Source organism: Klebsiella sp. SWET4 (genome assembly GCF_024296565.1).
In the GTDB taxonomy this organism is placed as follows: Bacteria; Pseudomonadota; Gammaproteobacteria; order Enterobacterales; family Enterobacteriaceae; genus Klebsiella; species Klebsiella variicola.
Genome location: NZ_JANCOB010000011.1, coordinates 150,722 through 168,844, shown reverse-complemented (window position 1 = coordinate 168,844; position 18,123 = coordinate 150,722). Strand labels below are relative to the sequence as shown.

Here is an 18,123-nt window from a genome sequence, read left to right as displayed (position 1 = left end):
GTGCAACATAACAAACTGGTAACGTATGCAGGCGCGGGCCGAAAGCAAATCCACCACCCGGCAGTCTTAAGCAATAAAGGCGCTAAGGAGACCATAAATGTCTGATGCTAAAGCAAAAATCACCCTGGGTGGTGACACTGCTATTGAACTGGATGTGCTAAAAGGCACGCTCGGTCAGGATGTTATTGATATTCGTAGTCTTGGTTCAAAAGGCGTATTTACTTTTGACCCAGGTTTCACATCCACCGCTTCTTGTGAATCTAAAATTACGTTTATCGATGGTGACGAGGGGATCCTGCTGCACCGCGGCTTCCCGATCGACCAGTTAGCGACCGAATCTAACTATCTCGAAGTATGTTATATTCTGCTGTACGGTGAAAAACCGACTCAGGCCGAATATGACGAATTCAAAACCACCGTCACCCGCCACACCATGATTCATGAGCAGATCACGCGTCTGTTCCATGCATTCCGTCGCGATTCCCACCCGATGGCCGTGATGTGCGGGATCACCGGCGCCCTGGCGGCGTTCTATCATGACTCCCTCGACGTGAATAACCCACGTCACCGCGAGATTGCTGCCTACCGTCTGCTGTCCAAAATGCCAACCATGGCAGCCATGTGTTACAAGTATTCTATCGGCCAGCCGTTTGTTTATCCGCGCAACGACCTCTCCTACGCCGGCAACTTCCTGCGCATGATGTTCGCGACACCGTGCGAAGAGTATGAAGTCAATCCGGTGCTTGAACGCGCGATGGATCGTATTCTGATCCTGCACGCCGATCACGAGCAGAACGCGTCGACCTCGACGGTACGTACCGCCGGCTCCTCCGGCGCTAACCCGTTCGCCTGTATCGCTGCTGGCATCGCCTCCCTGTGGGGACCGGCGCACGGCGGCGCCAACGAAGCGGCGCTGAAGATGCTGGAAGAGATCAGCTCCGTTGAGCACATTCCGGAATTTGTTCGTCGTGCGAAAGACAAGAATGACTCTTTCCGCCTGATGGGCTTCGGCCATCGTGTTTACAAAAACTACGACCCGCGCGCCACCGTGATGCGTGAAACCTGCCATGAAGTGCTGAAAGAGCTGGGCACCAAAGACGATCTGCTGCAGGTAGCCATGGAGCTGGAGCATATCGCGCTGAACGACCCGTACTTCATCGAGAAGAAACTCTACCCGAACGTCGACTTCTACTCCGGTATCATCCTGAAAGCGATGGGTATTCCGTCCTCCATGTTTACCGTTATCTTCGCCATGGCGCGTACCGTGGGCTGGATTGCGCACTGGAACGAAATGCACAGCGATGGCATGAAGATCGCCCGTCCGCGTCAGCTGTACACTGGCTACACCAAACGCGATTACCAGTCCGACATTAAGCGCTAATCTTGCCGTCCGGATGAAAAAAAACGCGCCACCTGGCGCGTTTTTTTATCTGCCTGACTGCCGGGCTTAATGCTGACATCCGGGACACCAGTAAAACGGCCGCGAGGAGAGTGTCGTCTTCTCAATCACACCCCCACAGCGCTCGCACCTTTCCCCGTCGCGATGGAAGACCTTAAAGCGAAACAGCGCGCCGTGATGCTTGTTGTCATCGGCCTGGCCGCGGGTGTGATACGACAACCGCGGAATAGCCAGCAGCGCGTGCGCCAGCGCATCCAGCTGACTATCGCTCAGTTCAGCGGCTTTACGCTTTCCGCTTAATCCCACCTGCCAGAGGATCTCCACCCGCAGATAGTTACCGAGCCCGGCCAGAAAAGCCTGATCCAGCAGCAGGCCGGAAAACTGACGATGGCGGAATTTGGCCGACAGCAGCCGCGCTTTCACCTCCTCCACGGTTAACGTCATATCCAGCACATCTGGCCCCACGCGCAGTAAAAACGGGTGATGGGCAACCTGCTCCTCCGTGAGCATCTCGATGTCCGAGGCGCTGTAAAGCAGAATCGCCTTGCGGGCGGTCTGCAGCCTGACGCGCAGCACCCGGTTAGAGGCGGGCTGTTCCCCGGCATCGACCACGCGCCAGACACCGTACAGCTGATTATGGCTGTACAGGGTCAGCCCGCCGGAGAAGTGTGTTAACAGGGCCTTGCCGTGGGTGGCGATATGGGTCACCCGCTGGCCAATCAACTGGCTTTGATAGGGTTGCAACTGCGGAAAGGCGAACCAGACATCGGTTAAGGGTTCGCCTTTGATTGCCGCCTCCAGTTTATCCGCCGCGCGGCGGATCTCCGGACCTTCCGGCATACTGTCATCCTTCTGTTAATGGGTGGCGCCGCCGCCCAGTTTACTATCCACCGACTGGCGCAACGCCACGGCAATGGCCGTTTCCAGCGCTTCCCGCACGGTGGCGGTCGCCATACTCGGCTCGCCGGGATGGGCCGCCGCCTGCGCCGGTAGCCATGGAATATGGATAAAGCCGCCCCTGACGCCAGCCTGCTCCTGCAGCTTATGTAGCAAACCATACATCACGTGATTGCAGACGAAGGTGCCGGCGGTTTGGGAGACCGAAGCCGGGATCCCGCGATCGCGCAACGCGCTGACGATCGCTTTGATCGGTAAGGTACTGAACCACGCCGCCGGCCCCCCGTCGACGATCGGCGTGTCGACAGGCTGCTGGCCTTTGTTATCGGGAATGCGCGCATCATCGACGTTGATAGCCACACGTTCAACGCTGATATCGACGCGACCACCAGCCTGCCCAACGGCAATGACCAGCCTCGGCTGCAGGTCTTCGATCGCCGCGTAAAGCACCGACAGCGCCTCGCCAAACACACAGGGGAGCTGGCGGGCGATCACCGGCTGCCCGGCAATCATCGTCCCGTCCAGCTGCTTCACCACTTCCCATGAAGGGTTAACCGTTTCGCCATCAAAGGGTTCAAAACCGGTGAGCAATACTCCCGCCATCATCCTCTCCTTCGCGGTCATTCAGGTTGTCACGCTTCAGCGTCCAGTTGCGCGCTGACCAGAATATGGCGCCCGGCAAAGGCCGCCCGCAGACGGCGGGCAAAATCCAGCGCGTGCGGGCCATCGCCGTGCAGACACACCGTCTGCGCCACCACGTTCGCCCACTCGCCGCTGATGCTGCGCACCCGGTGGTGCTGCACCATCTCGAGGGTTTGCGCCAGAGCCTGCTCTTCGCTGTCGATCAGCGCGCCGGGCTGGCTGCGCGGCACCAGGCTACCGTCGGCCAGGTAGCCGCGGTCGGCAAACACCTCCTGGCGCGTCGTCAGACCATAGTGCTGCCCGGCGCGGATCAGTTCGCTGCCCGCCAGCCCCACCAGCACCAGCTTCGGGTTAACATCACGGATCGCGCGGGCGATCGCGTCCGCCAGCGGCGGCGACTTGGCCGCCTGGTTATAGAGCATGCCGTGCGGCTTCACATGCTGTAGCTCGCCGCCCTGCGCCTGAACGATCGCCGCCAGGGCGCCAATCTGATACAGCATCTGGGCATAGACCGTTTCCGGCGGCAGATCCATCGCCGTACGGCCAAAATTTTCCCGGTCGGGGTATCCCGGATGGGCGCCCACCGCCACGCCGTACTTCAGCGCCTCGCGTACGCTCTGCACCATCAGTCCGGCGTCGCCGGCATGAAAGCCGCAGGCGATATTCGCCGACGAGACCAACTGGAGCAGCGCGCTATCGTTCGCGCCCCCTTCCCCGAGATCGGCATTGAGATCAATCATCATCGTGGAGTCTCCAGGCCAGTTGTTCAAGATAACGCTGACGATCGGCCCGTGCTTTTAAGGCCTCCTCCAGCGAGCAGGCGACAAAGTGGATCGGCTGCCCCAGCGGGATCTGCGCCAGCTGGTACATATCAGCCTCAATAATGCAGGCGATGCGCGGATAGCCGCCGGTGGTTTGCGCATCGTTCATCAGGACGATGGGCTGGCCGTTATGCGGCACCTGCACTACGCCCGGCAGCAGACCGTGCGACAGCATCTCGCGATCGGTGGTCCGTTTCAACGGCTGCCCCTGCAGGCGGTAGCCCATGCGATTGCTCTGCGGACTGAGCTGCCAGGGGGAGCGCCAGAACGACGCCTGCGAGGCCGCATCAAACTCATGATACTCCGGGCCCGGCAGCGCGCGAATGCGGTTGCCCAGCGGCAGCTGCTTGACACCGCGCGAGGTGGTAAAGCGCCGAGCGGCTTTCCCGAGCTTCAGCTGGTCGCCATCCTGCAGGCGGCGTCCTTCCAGACCGCCAATCCCCGCCTTAAGATCCGTGCTGCGCGAGCCAAGCACCACCGGGACCGCGACCCCGCCCGCCACCGCCAGATAGCTGCGGATGCCATGCTGCGGCGTTTTCAGCACCAACCGTTGCCCGGCCCGGTAGGCGGTGCGCCAGCCCACCCAGACCGCTTTGCCGTCCAGCGTCGCTTCGCAGGCGGCGCCGGTCAGCGCGAACCAGCCGCTGCGGGCAAATTCGATCTCCACCTGACCGAGGGTAATCTCCAGCCCGGCGGCGTTCGCCTCGTTGCCAACCAGCAGATTGGCAATCACCAGCGAGGGATAATCCAGAGCGCCGCAGCGGCTGATGCCAGACTGGCGCAGGCCTTCTCGTCCACCGTCCTGTACCGAGGTGTACAGACCGGCGCGGATCAGGGTTAACATACCCCCTCCTTTTGCGGCACAAAGCGAATTTTATCGCCCACGCGCAACAGCGCAGGCTCCTTACGCGCCGGGTCAAACAGCGTCAACGCGGTCCGCCCCAGCAGCTGCCAGCCGCCGGGCGTCGCCAGCGGATAGATGCCGGTTTGCGCGCCGCCAATGCCCACCGATCCGGCCGGGACCTGCACGCGCGGTTCGGCGCGACGCGGGGTCGCCAGCGCCGGCGGCAGCCCGCCCAGGTAGGGGAATCCCGGCTGAAAACCAATAAACCAGACCAGGTATTCCACCGAGGCATGCAGCTCCACAACCTGTTTTTCACTCAGGCCGCTGTGTTGCGCCACCACCCCGAGATCCGGCCCGGCCTCGCCGCCGTACACGACCGGGATGGTTAATGACCTCGACTCCGGCTCCAGCGCAAGACTCTCCTCCCACCAGCGCTGCAGACGGTCTATCGCCTCCCACGCCATCTCCTGCGGGCGGCGGAGCACCACGGTGATATTGTTCATGCCGGGAATGGCGTCAACCACCTCTTCATGGTGAGACAGACGCTGGGCCAATCCCCAGATCCGTTGCTGGCTCTCGAGCGTGACCGGCGGCTCCAGCTCCAGCACGACGGCCGTTTCTCCTAACAGATAACAACGCGCTCGCTGCACTTTTCTCTCTCCCGTCAGGCAGGGTTAGGAATATCAATAAAGGTGACATCCAGGTCGGTCGTTTCCGTCAGCCATTCACTGAGGGCGCGAATGCCGCCCCGCTCGGTGGCGTGGTGGCCGGCGGCATAAAAATGCAGCCCCTGTTCGCGGGCAGAGTGAATAGTTTGTTCCGACACCTCGCCGGTAATAAACGCATCCACCCCAAAGCGCGCCGCGGCGTCGATAAAGCTCTGGCCGCCGCCGGTACACCAGGCGACGCGGCTGACGGTGTCCGGCCCGGTATCGCCGCACCATAACGGCTTGCGCCCCAGCCGCGCTTCGATCCACGAGGCCAGTTCGAGGCCGGAAACCGGCATCGACAGTTCGCCCCAAGGCACCAGCGGTTCGATTTCACCCAGCACGTTAATCCCCAGCAGATGCGCCAGTTGCGCGTTGTTGCCCAGCTCCGGGTGGGCATCCAGCGGCAGGTGCCAGCCGTAGAGATTGATATCGTTGGCCAGCAGAGTCTTCAGGCGGCGGCGCTTCATGCCGCGGATCACTGGCGACTCGTTTTTCCAGAAATAGCCATGATGGACGATCACCGCATCCGCCTGCAGCCGAACGGCTTCATCCAGCAGCGCCTGGCTGGCCGTCACCCCGGTGACGATCGTTTGCACCGTATCACGTCCTTCCACCTGCAGACCGTTAGGGGCGAAATCACTGATGGCCGCACTATTGAGCTTGTCGTTTATCAGTTGTTCCAGTTCGCTATTTTTCATCGCCACTCCAGCAGATAATCAGGGTATACAAAGGCATAACATAACCAGATCCATTCGGGCCGTCGATAGTCCACAACCGGCACCGACCATGACTTTTTTGTTAATCCCGCATTTTGTCTACCCACCCCATCGCGCATTCGTGTATATTTATGCATTAATAAAGCATATTAAATAAACAGAAAGCCCCTCAAGCCATGAATATGACTAATAAAGCGCTATTCATGCAGAACGATCGACTTTCGCTTTACGCCAGGAAACCACACTTCTCATGAAGACAACATCATCGCAACCGCGGGCGATTTACTACGTCGTGGCGCTGCAAATCTGGGAATATTTTAGCTTCTACGGCATGCGCGCCCTGCTGATCCTCTATCTCACCAATCAGCTCAAATATGACGATAACCACGCCTATGCCCTGTTCAGCGCCTACTGTTCGCTGGTCTATGTCACGCCGATCCTCGGCGGCTATCTGGCCGATAAGCTGTTAGGCAACCGGATGGCGGTCATGCTCGGCGCGCTGCTGATGGCCATTGGCCATCTGGTGCTCGGAGCCAGCGAAACCGCCCCAGTCTTCCTCTACCTGTCGCTGGCGATCATCGTCTGCGGCTACGGGTTGTTTAAATCCAACGTCAGCTGTCTGCTGGGCGAACTCTACGAACCTGCCGATCCGCGTCGCGACGGCGGCTTCTCGCTGATGTATGCCGCGGGCAATATCGGCTCGATTATCGCGCCGATCGCCTGCGGCTACGTACAGGAGGAGTATAGCTGGGCGATGGGCTTTGCCCTGGCGGCCATCGGCATGGTGGCGGGACTGGTGATTTTTCTCTGCGGCAACCGTCACTTCCAGCATACTGCCGGCGTCAACCGCCAGGCGCTGTGCGCGCGCCGCTTCCTGCTACCGAACTGGGGCTGGCTGCTGGTGCTGCTGGTTACCGCCCCGCTGCTGATCGCCGTGCTGTTCTGGCAGGAGTGGTCGGTGTATGCCCTGATCGTGGCCACCGTTATCGGCCTGGCGGTGCTGGCGCGGATCTACCTGCGCGCTGAAACCGATAAACAGCGTAAGGATCTGCGCCTGATCGTCGTCCTCACCGCGTTTAGCCTGCTGTTCTGGGCCTTCGCCCAGCAGGGCGGGAGCTCCATCAGCCTGTATATTGACCGCTTCGTTAATCGCCATATCATGAGCTACGAAGTCCCTACCGCCATGTTCCAGTCGGTCAACGCCTTCGCGGTGATGCTCTGCGGGATGGTGCTGGCGTGGCTGGTGAAAGAGAGCGTCGGTGGCAATCGCACCGTGCGCATCTGGGGGAAATTTGCCCTCGGTCTGGGCCTGATGAGCGCCGGGTTCTGCATCCTGACCCTCAGCGCCCGCTGGTCCGCGGCCTATGGCCAGTCGTCCATGCCGCTGATGGTGCTGGGGCTGGCGGTGATGGGTTTTGCCGAACTGTTTATCGACCCGGTCGCCATGTCGCAAATCACCCGCATTGAGATCCCGGGGGTCACCGGGGTGCTGACCGGTATCTATATGCTGCTCTCCGGGGCCATCGCCAACTATCTGGCCGGCGTCATCGCCGACCAGACCTCGCAGGCGTCCTTCGACGCCGCCGGGGCAGTGAACTACTCCATTGACGCCTACATCAAGGTCTTCAGCCAGATCACCTGGGGCGCGCTGGCCTGTGTCGGCGTGGTGCTGGTCATCTGGCTGTATCACTCGCTGAAGGTCAGGACCCGCCGTCTGGCGGTGGAGTAATTCCTTTTCTGGCGGCCTCCCAGGCCGCCAGCGTCTCCTGCCGCGCCTGTTTGTGATCGACTATCGGGCGCGGATAATCCAGTTTGATCCCCTGTTTATCCGCCCACGCCCACGGCTGATGCAGCGCCTTCTCCGGCACCTTTGCCAGCTCAGGCAGCCAGCGACGCATAAACACCCCCTGCTTATCAAACTTCTCGCCCTGGGTGGTGGGGTTAAATATGCGGAAATAGGGCGCGGCGTCGGTGCCTGTCGAGGCCGCCCACTGCCAGCCGCCGTTGTTCGCCGCCAGGTCGCCATCAATCAGTTGACTCATGAAGTAGCGCTCCCCTGCCCGCCAGTCGAGGCGCAGATCTTTCGTCAGGAAGCTGGCGACAATCATGCGCAACCGGTTATGCATCCAGCCGGTGGCGTTAAGCTGGCGCATCGCGGCATCGACTATCGGAAAGCCGGTCTCCCCGCGCTGCCAGGCCTGCAGGGCGGCGTCATCTTCACGCCAGGCGACCTTATCAGTCCATGCGATAAACGGGCGTCCTTTACAGAGTTTCGGATAGTAGACCATCAGATGGCGGTAAAACTCGCGCCAGATCAGCTCATTAAGCCAGGTGGCACCTGCCCCACCGTCCAGCGCGGCGGGGTGTTCCGTCAGCAGACGATGCAGGCACTGGCGCGGTGACAACACCCCGGTGGCCAGGCAGGGCGACAGGCGACTGGTCCCTTCCACGGCGGGGAAGTCACGCTGCCCCTCATACTCCGCCGCCGGTTGCTGACAAAACGCGCGCAGCCGCGCCAGCGCCGTTTTTTCATCCGCGGCAAACAGCAGCCCATCGAACGGCGTTTGCGGGTAGTTGAGCTCAGGCAGCGGCGGCGCCTGGCGGGCAGGCGCCTGGCGCGGCTTCGGCGCCGCCACGCACGCCGGGAGCCCGTCCCGCAGACGGCGAATAAACGCATTCTTAAACGGCGTGAAAACTTTATACATTTCGCCGCTGCCGGTCATGACGCTGCCGGGCGGCAACAGGACGCTGTCGTCAAAGCCCTGGCAAATGACATCGCGCAAGGTGTTCTCAACGGCGGCATCGCGCTGACGTTCATTGAATTCGTACTGATAGTTGTAGAACAGGTGACTGACCTGGTGCTGCTGGCAGAAATGGACCAGCCGTTCGACGCTGGCGGTAAAATCATCCGCCTCTTCGACCCACAGCGGTATGCCCCGTTCCGCCAGCGCGGTGTGCAGACTGTGCAAATGGCTGACGATAAACGCGGCCTGCCGCGGCGCCAGGTGATGCTCACGCCACTGCCCCGGGGTGGCGATATACAGCGCCAGCACCTGCGCCTGCGGATCCCGGCAGGCGGCGGCCAGCGCCAGGTTATCGTGAATGCGTAAATCCGTGCGTAACCAGACCAGATGGGTGGCCATATAACTCCTCGATATCCGTCAGCAAAACTCATCTCATGATATAAGCCGGAAAAAATAGCGCGCTCCGGCAAAATAAGCACCTGCCAATTCCACTGCGGTGCATGAAAACGAATGTAGACAAGCGACGAAAAAAAACCGCCGGGGGCAACCGGCGGTTTTCTTGTCTTCGTCGCAGCAGGACGGATTAATAGAAATCGTGAGCGGCTTTTTCCGCCTGCGCCATCCACACCGGCTGCTCGCTGGTTTTCGACCACACCCGGTGCAGCCAGCTGTAATAGCGGGCGCGATCTTTCCAGAACAGCATCACCGGCAGCGCCGCGACGCCAGCCACGACGGCGAAAGCACGACGCAGTAAAATAATATGAGCAGGATAAGCTTTGTACAACGCCATCATTTCTCTCCCCTTTGTCAGGCCGGCAAGCAGCGCCGGTAAAATTAATCATGTTTGTCTGAGCAAAATAATACCGCTCTGGTTGTAATTTTACTACTCATCCGACCACTAAAAAGCACGTATTTATACTTAATTTACATTCACCACGTAAATTAGTTACAAAAAAGTTAAATCAATACTAACCATCAGTTAAATTGTGCCTTTGTAATTTTTATACTTTTTTTACACCGCGCCCGCCGATTTTTGCGAAATCTTTGCGCCGTAATTTCTATTCTCCCGGTAAATCAAAAAAGACACCCGGAGGTGGATTGTGACTGCAGGCGTACTCACTGGCGTTGGGCTGGTGTTCCTGTTACTGGCTTATCTGGTTTATGCCTTGATACACGCGGAGGCATTCTGATGGCTGCCCAGGGATTTTTATTATTAGCCAGCTACCTGCTGGTGTTGCTGGTGCTGGCGCGCCCGCTGGGGACGTGTCTGGCGAGGATGGTGAACGATATCCCGCTTCCCGGCCTGGCCGGCGTCGAGCGCGTCCTGTGGCGCGTGGCCGGGATCCGCGCCGAGGAGATGGGCTGGCTGCAGTATTTGCTGGCGATCCTGCTGTTTAACGCCCTCGGCGGCCTGGCCCTGTTTGCCCTGCTGATGCTCCAGGGCGTGTTGCCGTTTAACCCGCAGCATCTGCCGGGATTGTCATGGGATCTGGCGCTCAACACGGCGGTCAGCTTTGTCAGTAATACCAACTGGCAGGCTTACGCCGGCGAAAGCACCATGAGCTATCTCAGCCAGATGGTCGGCCTGACGGTGCAGAATTTCCTCTCTGCCGCCACCGGGATCGCCGTGGTATTCGCCCTGACCCGCGCCTTCGCCCGGCAGAAAATGTCCGCCCTTGGCAATGCCTGGGTCGACCTGACGCGCATTACCCTGTGGCTGCTGCTGCCGCTCTCCCTGCTGGTGGCCCTGTTCTTTATTCAGCAGGGTGTGCCGCAGAATCTGCTGGCCTACCAGCCCTTTACCACCCTCGAAGGGGCGCACCAGCTGTTGCCGATGGGGCCTGTCGCCTCGCAGGAAGCGATTAAGCTGCTGGGCACCAACGGCGGCGGTTTCTTTAACGCCAACTCCGCTCACCCGTTTGAAAACCCGACCGCGCTGACCAATCTCGTGCAGATGCTGGCAATCTTCCTGATCCCGGCAGCACTGTGCTTCGCCTTCGGCGAGGTAGTGAGCGATCGCCGCCAGGGGCGCGCCATCCTGTGGGCAATGACGCTGATCTTTATCCTCTGCGTCGCCGTGGTGATGTGGGCGGAAACTCGCGGCAACCCCCACCTGCTGACGCTGGGCGCTGACAGTAGCCTGAATATGGAAGGTAAAGAGAGTCGCTTCGGTATTCTCGCCAGCAGTCTGTTCGCGGTGATCACCACTGCCGCCTCCTGCGGCGCGGTCAATGCCATGCATGACTCCTTCACCGCGCTGGGCGGCATGGTGCCGATGTGGCTGATGCAGATTGGCGAAGTGGTGTTCGGCGGCGTCGGTTCGGGCCTGTACGGCATGCTGCTGTTCGTTATGCTGGCGGTATTTATCGCCGGGCTGATGGTCGGCCGCACTCCGGAGTATCTCGGGAAGAAAATCGATGTCCGGGAAATGAAAATGATCGCCCTCGCCATTCTGGTCACCCCGACGCTGGTGCTGCTTGGCACGGCGCTGGCGATGATGACCGACGCCGGCCGCGCCGGGATGTTCAACCCTGGACCGCACGGCTTTAGCGAAGTGCTGTACGCCGTCACCTCGGCGGCCAATAACAACGGCAGCGCCTTCGCTGGCCTGGGTGCGGCGACGCCGTTCTGGAACCTGCTGCTGGCGTTCTGCATGCTGGTCGGCCGCTTCGCCGTCATCATTCCGGTGATGGCCATCGCCGGCTCGCTGGTGGCGAAGAAAATTCAACCGGCCAGCCCCGGCACCCTGGCCACCCACGACGCCCTGTTTATCGGTTTACTGATCGGCACCGTGCTGCTGGTGGGCGCCCTGACCTTTATTCCTGCGCTGGCGCTTGGCCCGCTGGCTGAACACTTTTCCTTACTTTGAGCGATGCGGAGCACCCTGTTATGAGTCGCAAACAATTAGCCCTGCTGGAGCCGACGCTGGTGCGCCAGGCGCTGCTGGATGCCGTGAAAAAACTCAGCCCGATGGTGCAATGGCGCAATCCGGTGATGTTTATCGTCTGGGTGGGCAGTCTGTTAACCACCCTGCTGGCGATCGCCATGGCTGGCGGCGCCCTGACCGGTAGCGCCACATTTACCGCCGCCGTCAGCATCTGGCTGTGGTTTACCGTGCTGTTCGCTAACTTTGCCGAAGCGATGGCGGAAGGCCGCAGCAAAGCCCAGGCCAACAGCCTGAAAGGGGTGAAAAAAACGGCCTTCGCCCGCAAACTGCGCGCCCCGCAGCATGACGCGACGGTCGACCACGTGCCAGCGGAAGACCTGCGCAAAGGCGACGTGGTGCTGGTGGAAGCCGGGGATATTATCCCCTGCGATGGCGAAGTCATCGAAGGCGGCGCCTCGGTCGACGAAAGCGCCATTACCGGCGAGTCTGCCCCGGTGATCCGTGAATCCGGTGGCGATTTTGCCTCGGTGACCGGCGGGACACGCATTCTCTCCGACTGGCTGGTGATCCGCTGCAGCGTGAACCCGGGAGAAACCTTCCTCGACCGGATGATCGCCATGGTGGAAGGCGCCCAGCGCCGTAAAACGCCGAACGAGATCGCCCTGACGATCCTGCTGATCGCCCTGACGCTGGTGTTCCTGCTGGCCACCGCCACCATCTGGCCCTTCTCGGCGTGGAGCGGCAATGCGGTCAGCGTTACCGTGCTGGTCGCCCTGCTGGTGTGCCTGATCCCGACCACCATCGGCGGGCTGCTGTCGGCCATCGGCGTCGCCGGGATGAGTCGTATGCTCGGCGCCAACGTCATCGCCACCAGTGGCCGCGCGGTGGAGGCCGCTGGCGACGTCGATGTCCTGCTGCTGGATAAAACCGGGACCATTACCCTCGGCAACCGTCAGGCTTCCGCCTTCCTGCCGGCGCGCGGCGTGGAAGAGCGAACCCTAGCCGACGCCGCCCAGCTCTCCTCGCTGGCGGATGAAACCCCTGAGGGGCGCAGCATCGTGGTGCTGGCGAAACAGCGCTTTAACCTGCGCGAACGCGATCTGCAGTCGCTGCACGCCACCTTTGTCCCCTTTACCGCGCAAACGCGGATGAGCGGCATCAATATCGATCAACGCATGATCCGCAAAGGGTCGGTGGACGCCATTCGCCGCCACGTGGAGGCCAACGGCGGCCACTTCCCTGCCGATGTCGATAAGCAGGTGGAAGAGGTCGCCCGCCAGGGGGCCACGCCGCTGGTGGTCGCCGAAGGGGAAAAGGTGCTGGGGATTATTTCGCTCAAAGATATCGTTAAAGGCGGTATCAAAGAACGTTTCGCCCAGCTGCGCAAAATGGGCATTAAAACGGTGATGATCACCGGCGATAACCGCCTGACCGCCGCGGCGATCGCCGCCGAGGCCGGGGTCGATGATTTCCTCGCCGAAGCGACGCCGGAAGCCAAGCTGGCGTTGATCCGCCAGTATCAGTCGGAAGGTCGGCTGGTGGCGATGACCGGCGACGGCACCAACGATGCGCCCGCGCTGGCTCAGGCCGACGTGGCGGTGGCCATGAACTCCGGCACCCAGGCGGCGAAGGAAGCAGGCAACATGGTCGACCTGGATTCCAACCCCACCAAGCTGATTGAGGTGGTCCATATCGGCAAACAGATGTTAATGACGCGCGGCTCGCTGACTACCTTCAGTATTGCCAACGACGTGGCGAAATATTTCGCCATTATTCCGGCGGCATTTGCCGCGGTCTATCCCCAGCTGGCCATGCTGAACGTGATGGGCCTGCATTCACCGTCGTCAGCGATCCTCAGCGCCGTTATCTTTAACGCGCTGATCATCGTCTTCCTGATCCCGCTGGCCCTGAAAGGCGTGAGCTATCGCCCACTCTCCGCCTCGGCGATGCTGCGCCGCAACCTGTGGATCTACGGCCTCGGCGGTCTGCTGGTGCCCTTTATCGGTATTAAAGCCATCGACCTGCTGCTGACCCTGAGCGGTCTGGTGTGAGGAAAAAACTATGTCATTGATTCGTCCAGCACTTGTGCTATTTATTCTGTTAACGCTGCTCACCGGCGGCGTCTATCCTCTGCTGACCACCAGCCTGGGACAATGGTGGTTTAACTCACAGGCCAACGGCTCGCTGATCCGCCTGAACGGTGAGGTGCGCGGCTCCGGACTGATTGGCCAGAACTATACTGCCGCAGGCTATTTCCAGGGCCGCCCGTCGGCCACCGCTGAGACGGCGGATAATCCCATGGCGTCAGGCGGCAGCAACCTTGCCGCCAGCAACCCGGCGCTGGATAAAGCGGTGAGCGAGCGCGTACAGGCCCTGCGCGCCGCGAACCCGGACGCCGACCCGCGGGTACCGGTCGAGCTGGTCACCACCTCGGCGAGCGGTCTCGATAACAACCTGACCCCGGCCGCCGCGCTGTGGCAGGTCCCCCGGGTGGCTAAAGCGCGCCAGCTGAGCGTTGAGCAGGTAAGCCAGCTGGTGAACCAGGCCACACAAACCCCGCTGCTGAGCTTCCTTGGTCAGCCGGTGGTCAATATACTGCAACTCAATATGGCGCTGGATGCCCTGAAGGATAAGTAAATGAGTGACGAGCCGCTGCGCCCGGACCCTGACCGCCTGCTGCAGCACACCGCCGCCCCGCATCGCGGCAAACTGAAAGTGTTCTTCGGCGCCTGCGCCGGGGTGGGGAAAACCTGGGCGATGCTGGCGGAAGCGCAGCGGCTGCGCGCCCAGGGGCTGGATATTCTGATTGGCGTGGCGGAGACCCACGGCCGAAAAGAGACCGCTGCGATGCTGGAGGGCCTGAGCACCCTGCCGCCGCGGCGGCTCGCTCATCGCGGGCGGTACGTGTATGAGTTCGATCTCGACGCCGCCCTCGCCCGCCGTCCGGCGCTGATTCTGGTGGATGAGCTGGCGCACAGCAATGCGCCCGGCTCCCGCCATCCGAAGCGCTGGCAGGATGTGGATGAACTGCTGGAGGCCGGAATTGATGTCTTTACCACCGTCAACGTCCAGCATCTGGAAAGCCTGAACGACGTCGTCAGCGGGATCACCGGCGTGCAGGTGCGGGAGACCGTTCCCGACCCCTTCTTTGACGCCGCGGACGACGTGGTGCTGGTGGACCTCCCCCCTGACGATCTGCGCCAGCGGCTCAATGAGGGCAAAGTCTATATCGGCGGCCAGGCCGAGCGCGCCATCGAAAACTTTTTCCGCAAGGGCAATCTGATTGCGCTGCGCGAGCTGGCTCTGCGCCGCACCGCCGACCGCGTCGATGAACAGATGCGCGCCTGGCGCGACCGCCAGGGCCAGGAGAAAGTCTGGCACACCCGCGATGCGATCCTGCTCTGTATCGGGCACAACACCGGCAGCGAAAAGCTGGTGCGCGCCGCCGCCCGGCTCGCCGCCCGCCTGGGCAGCGTCTGGCATGCAGTGTATGTCGAGACCCCTTCCCTGCACCGCCTGCCGGAAGCCCGGCGGCGGGCTATTCTCGCCGCGCTGCGTCTGGCCCAGGAGCTGGGGGCCGAAACCGCCACCCTCTCCGACCCGTCGGAAGAGAAAGCGGTTCTCCATTACGCCCGCGAGCATAACCTCGGCAAAATCGTCATCGGCCGCCAGCGCAAACGCCGCTGGTGGGATCGCAGCGGCTTCGCCGACCGTCTGGCTCGCCATGCGCCGGACCTCGATCTGGTGGTGATCGCCCTCGATGAAAAACCGTCCCCTCTCCCTGCCCGGGCCAACGACAGCCGTACGGCGCTGGAAAAGTGGCGCCTGCAGCTGCAGGGCTGCGCGGTGGCGGTGGCGCTATGCGCCATCATTACCCTGGTGGCCATGCAGTGGTTGATGGCCTTCGAAGCCGCCAACCTGGTGATGCTCTATCTGCTGGGGGTGGTGATCATCGCCCTGGTCTATGGCCGCTGGCCGTCGGTGCTGGCGACGGTGATCAACGTTATCAGCTTCGATCTGTTTTTTGTCGCCCCGCGCGGGACGCTGGCGGTGTCAGATGTCCAGTATCTGCTCACCTTCGGCGTGATGCTCACTGTGGGCCTGCTTATCGGTAACCTCACCGCTGGCGTACGCTACCAGGCGCGGGTGGCGCGCTACCGTGAACGCCGTACCCGCCACCTGTATGAGATGTCTAAAGCACTGGCGGTGGGTCGTAGCCAGCAGGATATCGCCACCACCAGCGAGCGCTTCATCGCCTCCACCTTTCAGGCCCGCAGCCAGTTGCTGCTGCCGGACGCCCAGGGAAAACTGCTGCCCTTAACCCACCAGCCAGGGCTGACCCCATGGGATGACGCCATCGCCCGCTGGAGCTTTGATAAGGGGCAGCCTGCCGGCGCCGGCACCGATACCCTGCCCGGCGTGCCGTACCAAATTTTACCGCTGAAGAGCGCCGCCCGCACCTGGGGGCTCTTAGTGGTGGAGCCGGAGAATCTGCGCCAGCTGATGATCCCGGAGCAGCAGCGGTTGCTGGAGACCTTTACCCTGCTGGTGGCCAGCGCCCTGGAGCGCCTCACCCTGACCGCCAGCGAAGAGCAGGCCCGGCTGACCAGCGAGCGGGAAAGCCTGCGTAACTCGCTGCTCGCCGCCCTGTCGCACGATCTGCGTACTCCGCTGACCGTGCTGTTTGGCCAGGCGGAAATTCTGACCCTCGATCTGGCCAGCGAAGGTTCAAAGCATGCTCCGCAGGCCAATGAAATTCGCCAGCATGTGCTCAACACCACCCGTCTGGTGAACAACCTGCTGGATATGGCGCGGATCCAGTCCGGCGGCTTTAATCTGCATAAGGAGTGGCTGACGCTGGAGGAAGTGGTCGGCAGCGCGCTGCGCATGCTCGAACCGAGCCTCGGCGGCCAGCACATTCAGTTGGATCTCCCCGATCCCCTCCAGCTGGTGCATGTCGACGGGCCGCTGTTCGAGCGGGTGCTGATCAACCTGCTGGAAAATGCCCATAAGTATGCCGGCGCCCGGGCGAACATCGGCATCCGCGCCGAGGCGGACGCCCGGCAGCTGTCGCTGGAGGTATGGGATAACGGTCCGGGGATCCCGGCAGGCCAGGAACAGGCTATCTTTGATAAATTCGCCCGCGGCAACAAAGAGTCGGCGATCCCTGGCGTCGGGCTGGGCCTTGCCATCTGTCAGGCCATCGTCGACGTTCACGGCGGGACCATCTCCGCCAGCAACCGGCCCGAGGGCGGTGCCTCATTCCGTGTTACACTGCCGGGAGAAACGCCCCCTGAACTGGAAGAGCTACCTGAGGAATTGTGATTAACGTTCTGATTATCGAAGACGAACACGCTATCCGACGCTTTCTGCGCACCGCGCTGGAAGCCGACGGCATGCGCGTATTTGAAGCGGAAACCCTGCAGCGTGGGCTGATTGAAGCCGCTACCCGTAAGCCCGACCTCGCGATCCTCGATCTGGGCCTGCCGGATGGTGACGGCATTGATTTTATTCGCGACCTGCGTCAGTGGAGCCAGATGCCGATTATCGTCCTGTCAGCGCGTAGCGAAGAGCATGACAAAATTGCCGCCCTGGATGCCGGCGCCGATGACTACTTAAGTAAACCCTTTGGCATCGGCGAATTGCAGGCCCGCCTGCGCGTTGCGCTGCGTCGCCACGGCGCGGCGCAGGACGATGAGCCAGTGGTGCGCTTCGCCGACCTGGAGGTCAATATCCCCGCCCGCCGCATCCTGCGCGGCAGCGAAGAGATCCACCTGACGCCCATCGAGTTTCGTCTGCTGGCGGCGCTGTTGAATAATCCCGGCAAAGTGCTTACCCAGCGCCAGTTGCTGAATCAGGTGTGGGGGCCTAACGCCGTGGAGCACAGCCACTATCTGCGGATCTATATGGGTCATTTGCGACAAAAGCTGGAGGCCGATCCGGCACGGCCGCAGCATTTGCTGACTGAAACAGGCATTGGCTATCGCTTTATGCCCTGAATCCCGCCTCTGCAGTACCAGAGGCTGGCGATTTTCAGCCCTTCAGAGAGCAGCAGAAAACCGGCCAGGATCGCTACATGCCTGACGCCGGCAGCCTGAATCAGCCACAGACCCAGCGACAGCGAAGGCTGCATAAACACCAGTCTGAGCGGCGCCTGCCCCCAGGCCAGCCACAGCGCATAGCGGCTCTGACGGAAAAAGAGGATCATCGATAGCGGGATGCTGATAATCAGCAGAACATTCAGCGGATACAGCCAGACCGCCCCAGAGCCGTAAGTATGCAGCAGCTGGAGATAAGCCAGCAGATCGTCGTAAAAAGGGAGGCGGCGGTGGGCAATATTCCACCATAAGAATTGCAGGACGAAAAAGAGATCCATCCACGCCCAGAATAAAAACAGGGTCTTCCGTTGTATTTTCATCGCTATCCTTGCGAAAAAAATCAGGCCCGCAAGGGGCCTGATGTT

General features: G+C 61.3%; 17 protein-coding genes. 8 read left to right on the top strand and 9 right to left on the bottom strand.

Going from position 1 to position 18,123, the window contains the following annotated elements:
- Positions 1–97 precede the first annotated feature (97 nt).
- Complete coding sequence (gene gltA / locus NKJ21_RS22120; RefSeq protein WP_008805683.1) at positions 98–1,381, top strand: citrate synthase; 1,284 nt, start codon at positions 98–100, stop codon at positions 1,379–1,381.
- A gap of 66 nt (positions 1,382–1,447) precedes the next feature.
- Here the strand turns inward: gltA and nei are convergent, their stop codons facing one another.
- Genes nei through NKJ21_RS22090 form a run of 6 tightly spaced genes read right to left on the bottom strand, consistent with a single transcriptional unit; the run spans position 1,448 to position 6,011 of the window.
- The gene (nei, locus tag NKJ21_RS22115) at positions 1,448–2,239 is read right to left on the bottom strand and encodes an endonuclease VIII (protein ID WP_077139085.1); all 792 of its coding nucleotides are present in this window, start codon (positions 2,237–2,239) and stop codon (positions 1,448–1,450) included.
- A gap of 15 nt (positions 2,240–2,254) precedes the next feature.
- On the bottom strand, positions 2,255–2,899 hold the full coding sequence (pcp, locus tag NKJ21_RS22110; RefSeq protein ID WP_012542429.1) for a pyroglutamyl-peptidase I: 645 nt from the start codon (positions 2,897–2,899) through the stop codon (positions 2,255–2,257).
- Positions 2,900–2,928: 29 nt separating this feature from the next.
- Positions 2,929–3,681, bottom strand: coding sequence for a 5-oxoprolinase subunit PxpA (gene pxpA, locus NKJ21_RS22105; RefSeq protein ID WP_012542430.1), 753 nt, complete (start codon positions 3,679–3,681; stop codon positions 2,929–2,931).
- Positions 3,671–4,603 (bottom strand): 5-oxoprolinase subunit PxpC, encoded by a 933-nt coding sequence (pxpC, locus tag NKJ21_RS22100; RefSeq protein ID WP_008805679.1) that lies wholly within the window; start codon positions 4,601–4,603, stop codon positions 3,671–3,673. The genes pxpA and pxpC overlap by 11 nt, the downstream gene beginning before the upstream one ends.
- Positions 4,597–5,253, bottom strand: coding sequence for a 5-oxoprolinase subunit PxpB (gene pxpB, locus NKJ21_RS22095; RefSeq protein WP_039102971.1), 657 nt, complete (start codon positions 5,251–5,253; stop codon positions 4,597–4,599). The genes pxpC and pxpB overlap by 7 nt, the downstream gene beginning before the upstream one ends.
- Positions 5,254–5,267: 14 nt before the next feature.
- A complete protein-coding gene (locus NKJ21_RS22090; protein ID WP_008805677.1) occupies positions 5,268–6,011 on the bottom strand; it encodes a type 2 GTP cyclohydrolase I in 744 nt (247 codons plus the stop codon).
- A gap of 268 nt (positions 6,012–6,279) precedes the next feature.
- Between NKJ21_RS22090 and NKJ21_RS22085 the strand changes: the two genes are divergently transcribed.
- The gene (locus tag NKJ21_RS22085) at positions 6,280–7,758 is read left to right on the top strand and encodes an MFS transporter (RefSeq protein WP_012542433.1); all 1,479 of its coding nucleotides are present in this window, start codon (positions 6,280–6,282) and stop codon (positions 7,756–7,758) included.
- On the opposite strand, the gene phrB is transcribed toward NKJ21_RS22085, so the two are convergent.
- Together phrB and NKJ21_RS22075 are read right to left on the bottom strand one after the other, a co-directional pair.
- Complete coding sequence (gene phrB / locus NKJ21_RS22080) at positions 7,730–9,172, bottom strand: deoxyribodipyrimidine photo-lyase (RefSeq protein WP_016160504.1); 1,443 nt, start codon at positions 9,170–9,172, stop codon at positions 7,730–7,732. The two genes, NKJ21_RS22085 and phrB, sit on opposite strands and share 29 nt — an antisense overlap.
- 184 nt (positions 9,173–9,356) lie before the next feature.
- On the bottom strand, positions 9,357–9,566 hold the full coding sequence (locus NKJ21_RS22075; protein WP_004142243.1) for a DUF2517 family protein: 210 nt from the start codon (positions 9,564–9,566) through the stop codon (positions 9,357–9,359).
- Positions 9,567–9,873: 307 nt separating this feature from the next.
- Here NKJ21_RS22075 and kdpF point away from each other — a divergent pair, with 307 nt between their 5' ends.
- From kdpF to kdpE, 6 genes are read left to right on the top strand one after another with little or no spacing between them, the layout of a single operon-like run.
- Positions 9,874–9,963: a K(+)-transporting ATPase subunit F gene (kdpF, locus tag NKJ21_RS27790; protein ID WP_020323459.1), complete on the top strand. Its 90-nt coding sequence runs from the start codon at positions 9,874–9,876 to the stop codon at positions 9,961–9,963.
- Complete coding sequence (gene kdpA / locus NKJ21_RS22065; protein ID WP_008805673.1) at positions 9,963–11,642, top strand: potassium-transporting ATPase subunit KdpA; 1,680 nt, start codon at positions 9,963–9,965, stop codon at positions 11,640–11,642. Before kdpF ends, kdpA begins: the two co-directional genes overlap by 1 nt.
- Positions 11,643–11,662: 20 nt before the next feature.
- Entirely contained in the window at positions 11,663–13,711 is a 2,049-nt protein-coding gene (kdpB, locus tag NKJ21_RS22060) for a potassium-transporting ATPase subunit KdpB (RefSeq protein ID WP_008805672.1), read from the top strand.
- Between the two features lie 10 nt (positions 13,712–13,721).
- Positions 13,722–14,297, top strand: coding sequence for a potassium-transporting ATPase subunit KdpC (gene kdpC / locus NKJ21_RS22055; RefSeq protein ID WP_012542436.1), 576 nt, complete (start codon positions 13,722–13,724; stop codon positions 14,295–14,297).
- A complete protein-coding gene (kdpD, locus tag NKJ21_RS22050) occupies positions 14,298–16,985 on the top strand; it encodes a two-component system sensor histidine kinase KdpD (protein WP_012542437.1) in 2,688 nt (895 codons plus the stop codon). It begins immediately after the preceding gene.
- On the top strand, positions 16,982–17,659 hold the full coding sequence (gene kdpE, locus NKJ21_RS22045) for a two-component system response regulator KdpE (protein ID WP_032739330.1): 678 nt from the start codon (positions 16,982–16,984) through the stop codon (positions 17,657–17,659). Before kdpD ends, kdpE begins: the two co-directional genes overlap by 4 nt.
- Here kdpE and NKJ21_RS22040 read toward each other — a convergent pair.
- Positions 17,641–18,078: a hypothetical protein gene (locus NKJ21_RS22040; RefSeq protein ID WP_032739324.1), complete on the bottom strand. Its 438-nt coding sequence runs from the start codon at positions 18,076–18,078 to the stop codon at positions 17,641–17,643. The genes kdpE and NKJ21_RS22040 overlap by 19 nt on opposite strands.
- Between the last annotated feature and the right edge of the window lie 45 nt (positions 18,079–18,123).

What these genes read in the sequence shown, in the direction of transcription:
- phrB (WP_016160504.1), bottom strand. Translation starts at nt 9,172, where the DNA reads ATGGCCACCCATCTGGTCTGGTTACGCACGGATTTACGCATTCACGAT.
- kdpA (WP_008805673.1), top strand. Translation starts at nt 9,963, where the DNA reads ATGGCTGCCCAGGGATTTTTATTATTAGCCAGCTACCTGCTGGTGTTG.
- NKJ21_RS22040 (WP_032739324.1), bottom strand. Translation starts at nt 18,078, where the DNA reads ATGAAAATACAACGGAAGACCCTGTTTTTATTCTGGGCGTGGATGGAT.
- gltA (WP_008805683.1), top strand. Translation starts at nt 98, where the DNA reads ATGTCTGATGCTAAAGCAAAAATCACCCTGGGTGGTGACACTGCTATT.
- kdpB (WP_008805672.1), top strand. Translation starts at nt 11,663, where the DNA reads ATGAGTCGCAAACAATTAGCCCTGCTGGAGCCGACGCTGGTGCGCCAG.
- NKJ21_RS22075 (WP_004142243.1), bottom strand. Translation starts at nt 9,566, where the DNA reads ATGATGGCGTTGTACAAAGCTTATCCTGCTCATATTATTTTACTGCGT.
- nei (WP_077139085.1), bottom strand. Translation starts at nt 2,239, where the DNA reads ATGCCGGAAGGTCCGGAGATCCGCCGCGCGGCGGATAAACTGGAGGCG.
- kdpD (WP_012542437.1), top strand. Translation starts at nt 14,298, where the DNA reads ATGAGTGACGAGCCGCTGCGCCCGGACCCTGACCGCCTGCTGCAGCAC.
- pxpA (WP_012542430.1), bottom strand. Translation starts at nt 3,681, where the DNA reads ATGATGATTGATCTCAATGCCGATCTCGGGGAAGGGGGCGCGAACGAT.
- NKJ21_RS22090 (WP_008805677.1), bottom strand. Translation starts at nt 6,011, where the DNA reads ATGAAAAATAGCGAACTGGAACAACTGATAAACGACAAGCTCAATAGT.
- pcp (WP_012542429.1), bottom strand. Translation starts at nt 2,899, where the DNA reads ATGGCGGGAGTATTGCTCACCGGTTTTGAACCCTTTGATGGCGAAACG.
- NKJ21_RS22085 (WP_012542433.1), top strand. Translation starts at nt 6,280, where the DNA reads ATGAAGACAACATCATCGCAACCGCGGGCGATTTACTACGTCGTGGCG.
- pxpC (WP_008805679.1), bottom strand. Translation starts at nt 4,603, where the DNA reads ATGTTAACCCTGATCCGCGCCGGTCTGTACACCTCGGTACAGGACGGT.
- kdpC (WP_012542436.1), top strand. Translation starts at nt 13,722, where the DNA reads ATGTCATTGATTCGTCCAGCACTTGTGCTATTTATTCTGTTAACGCTG.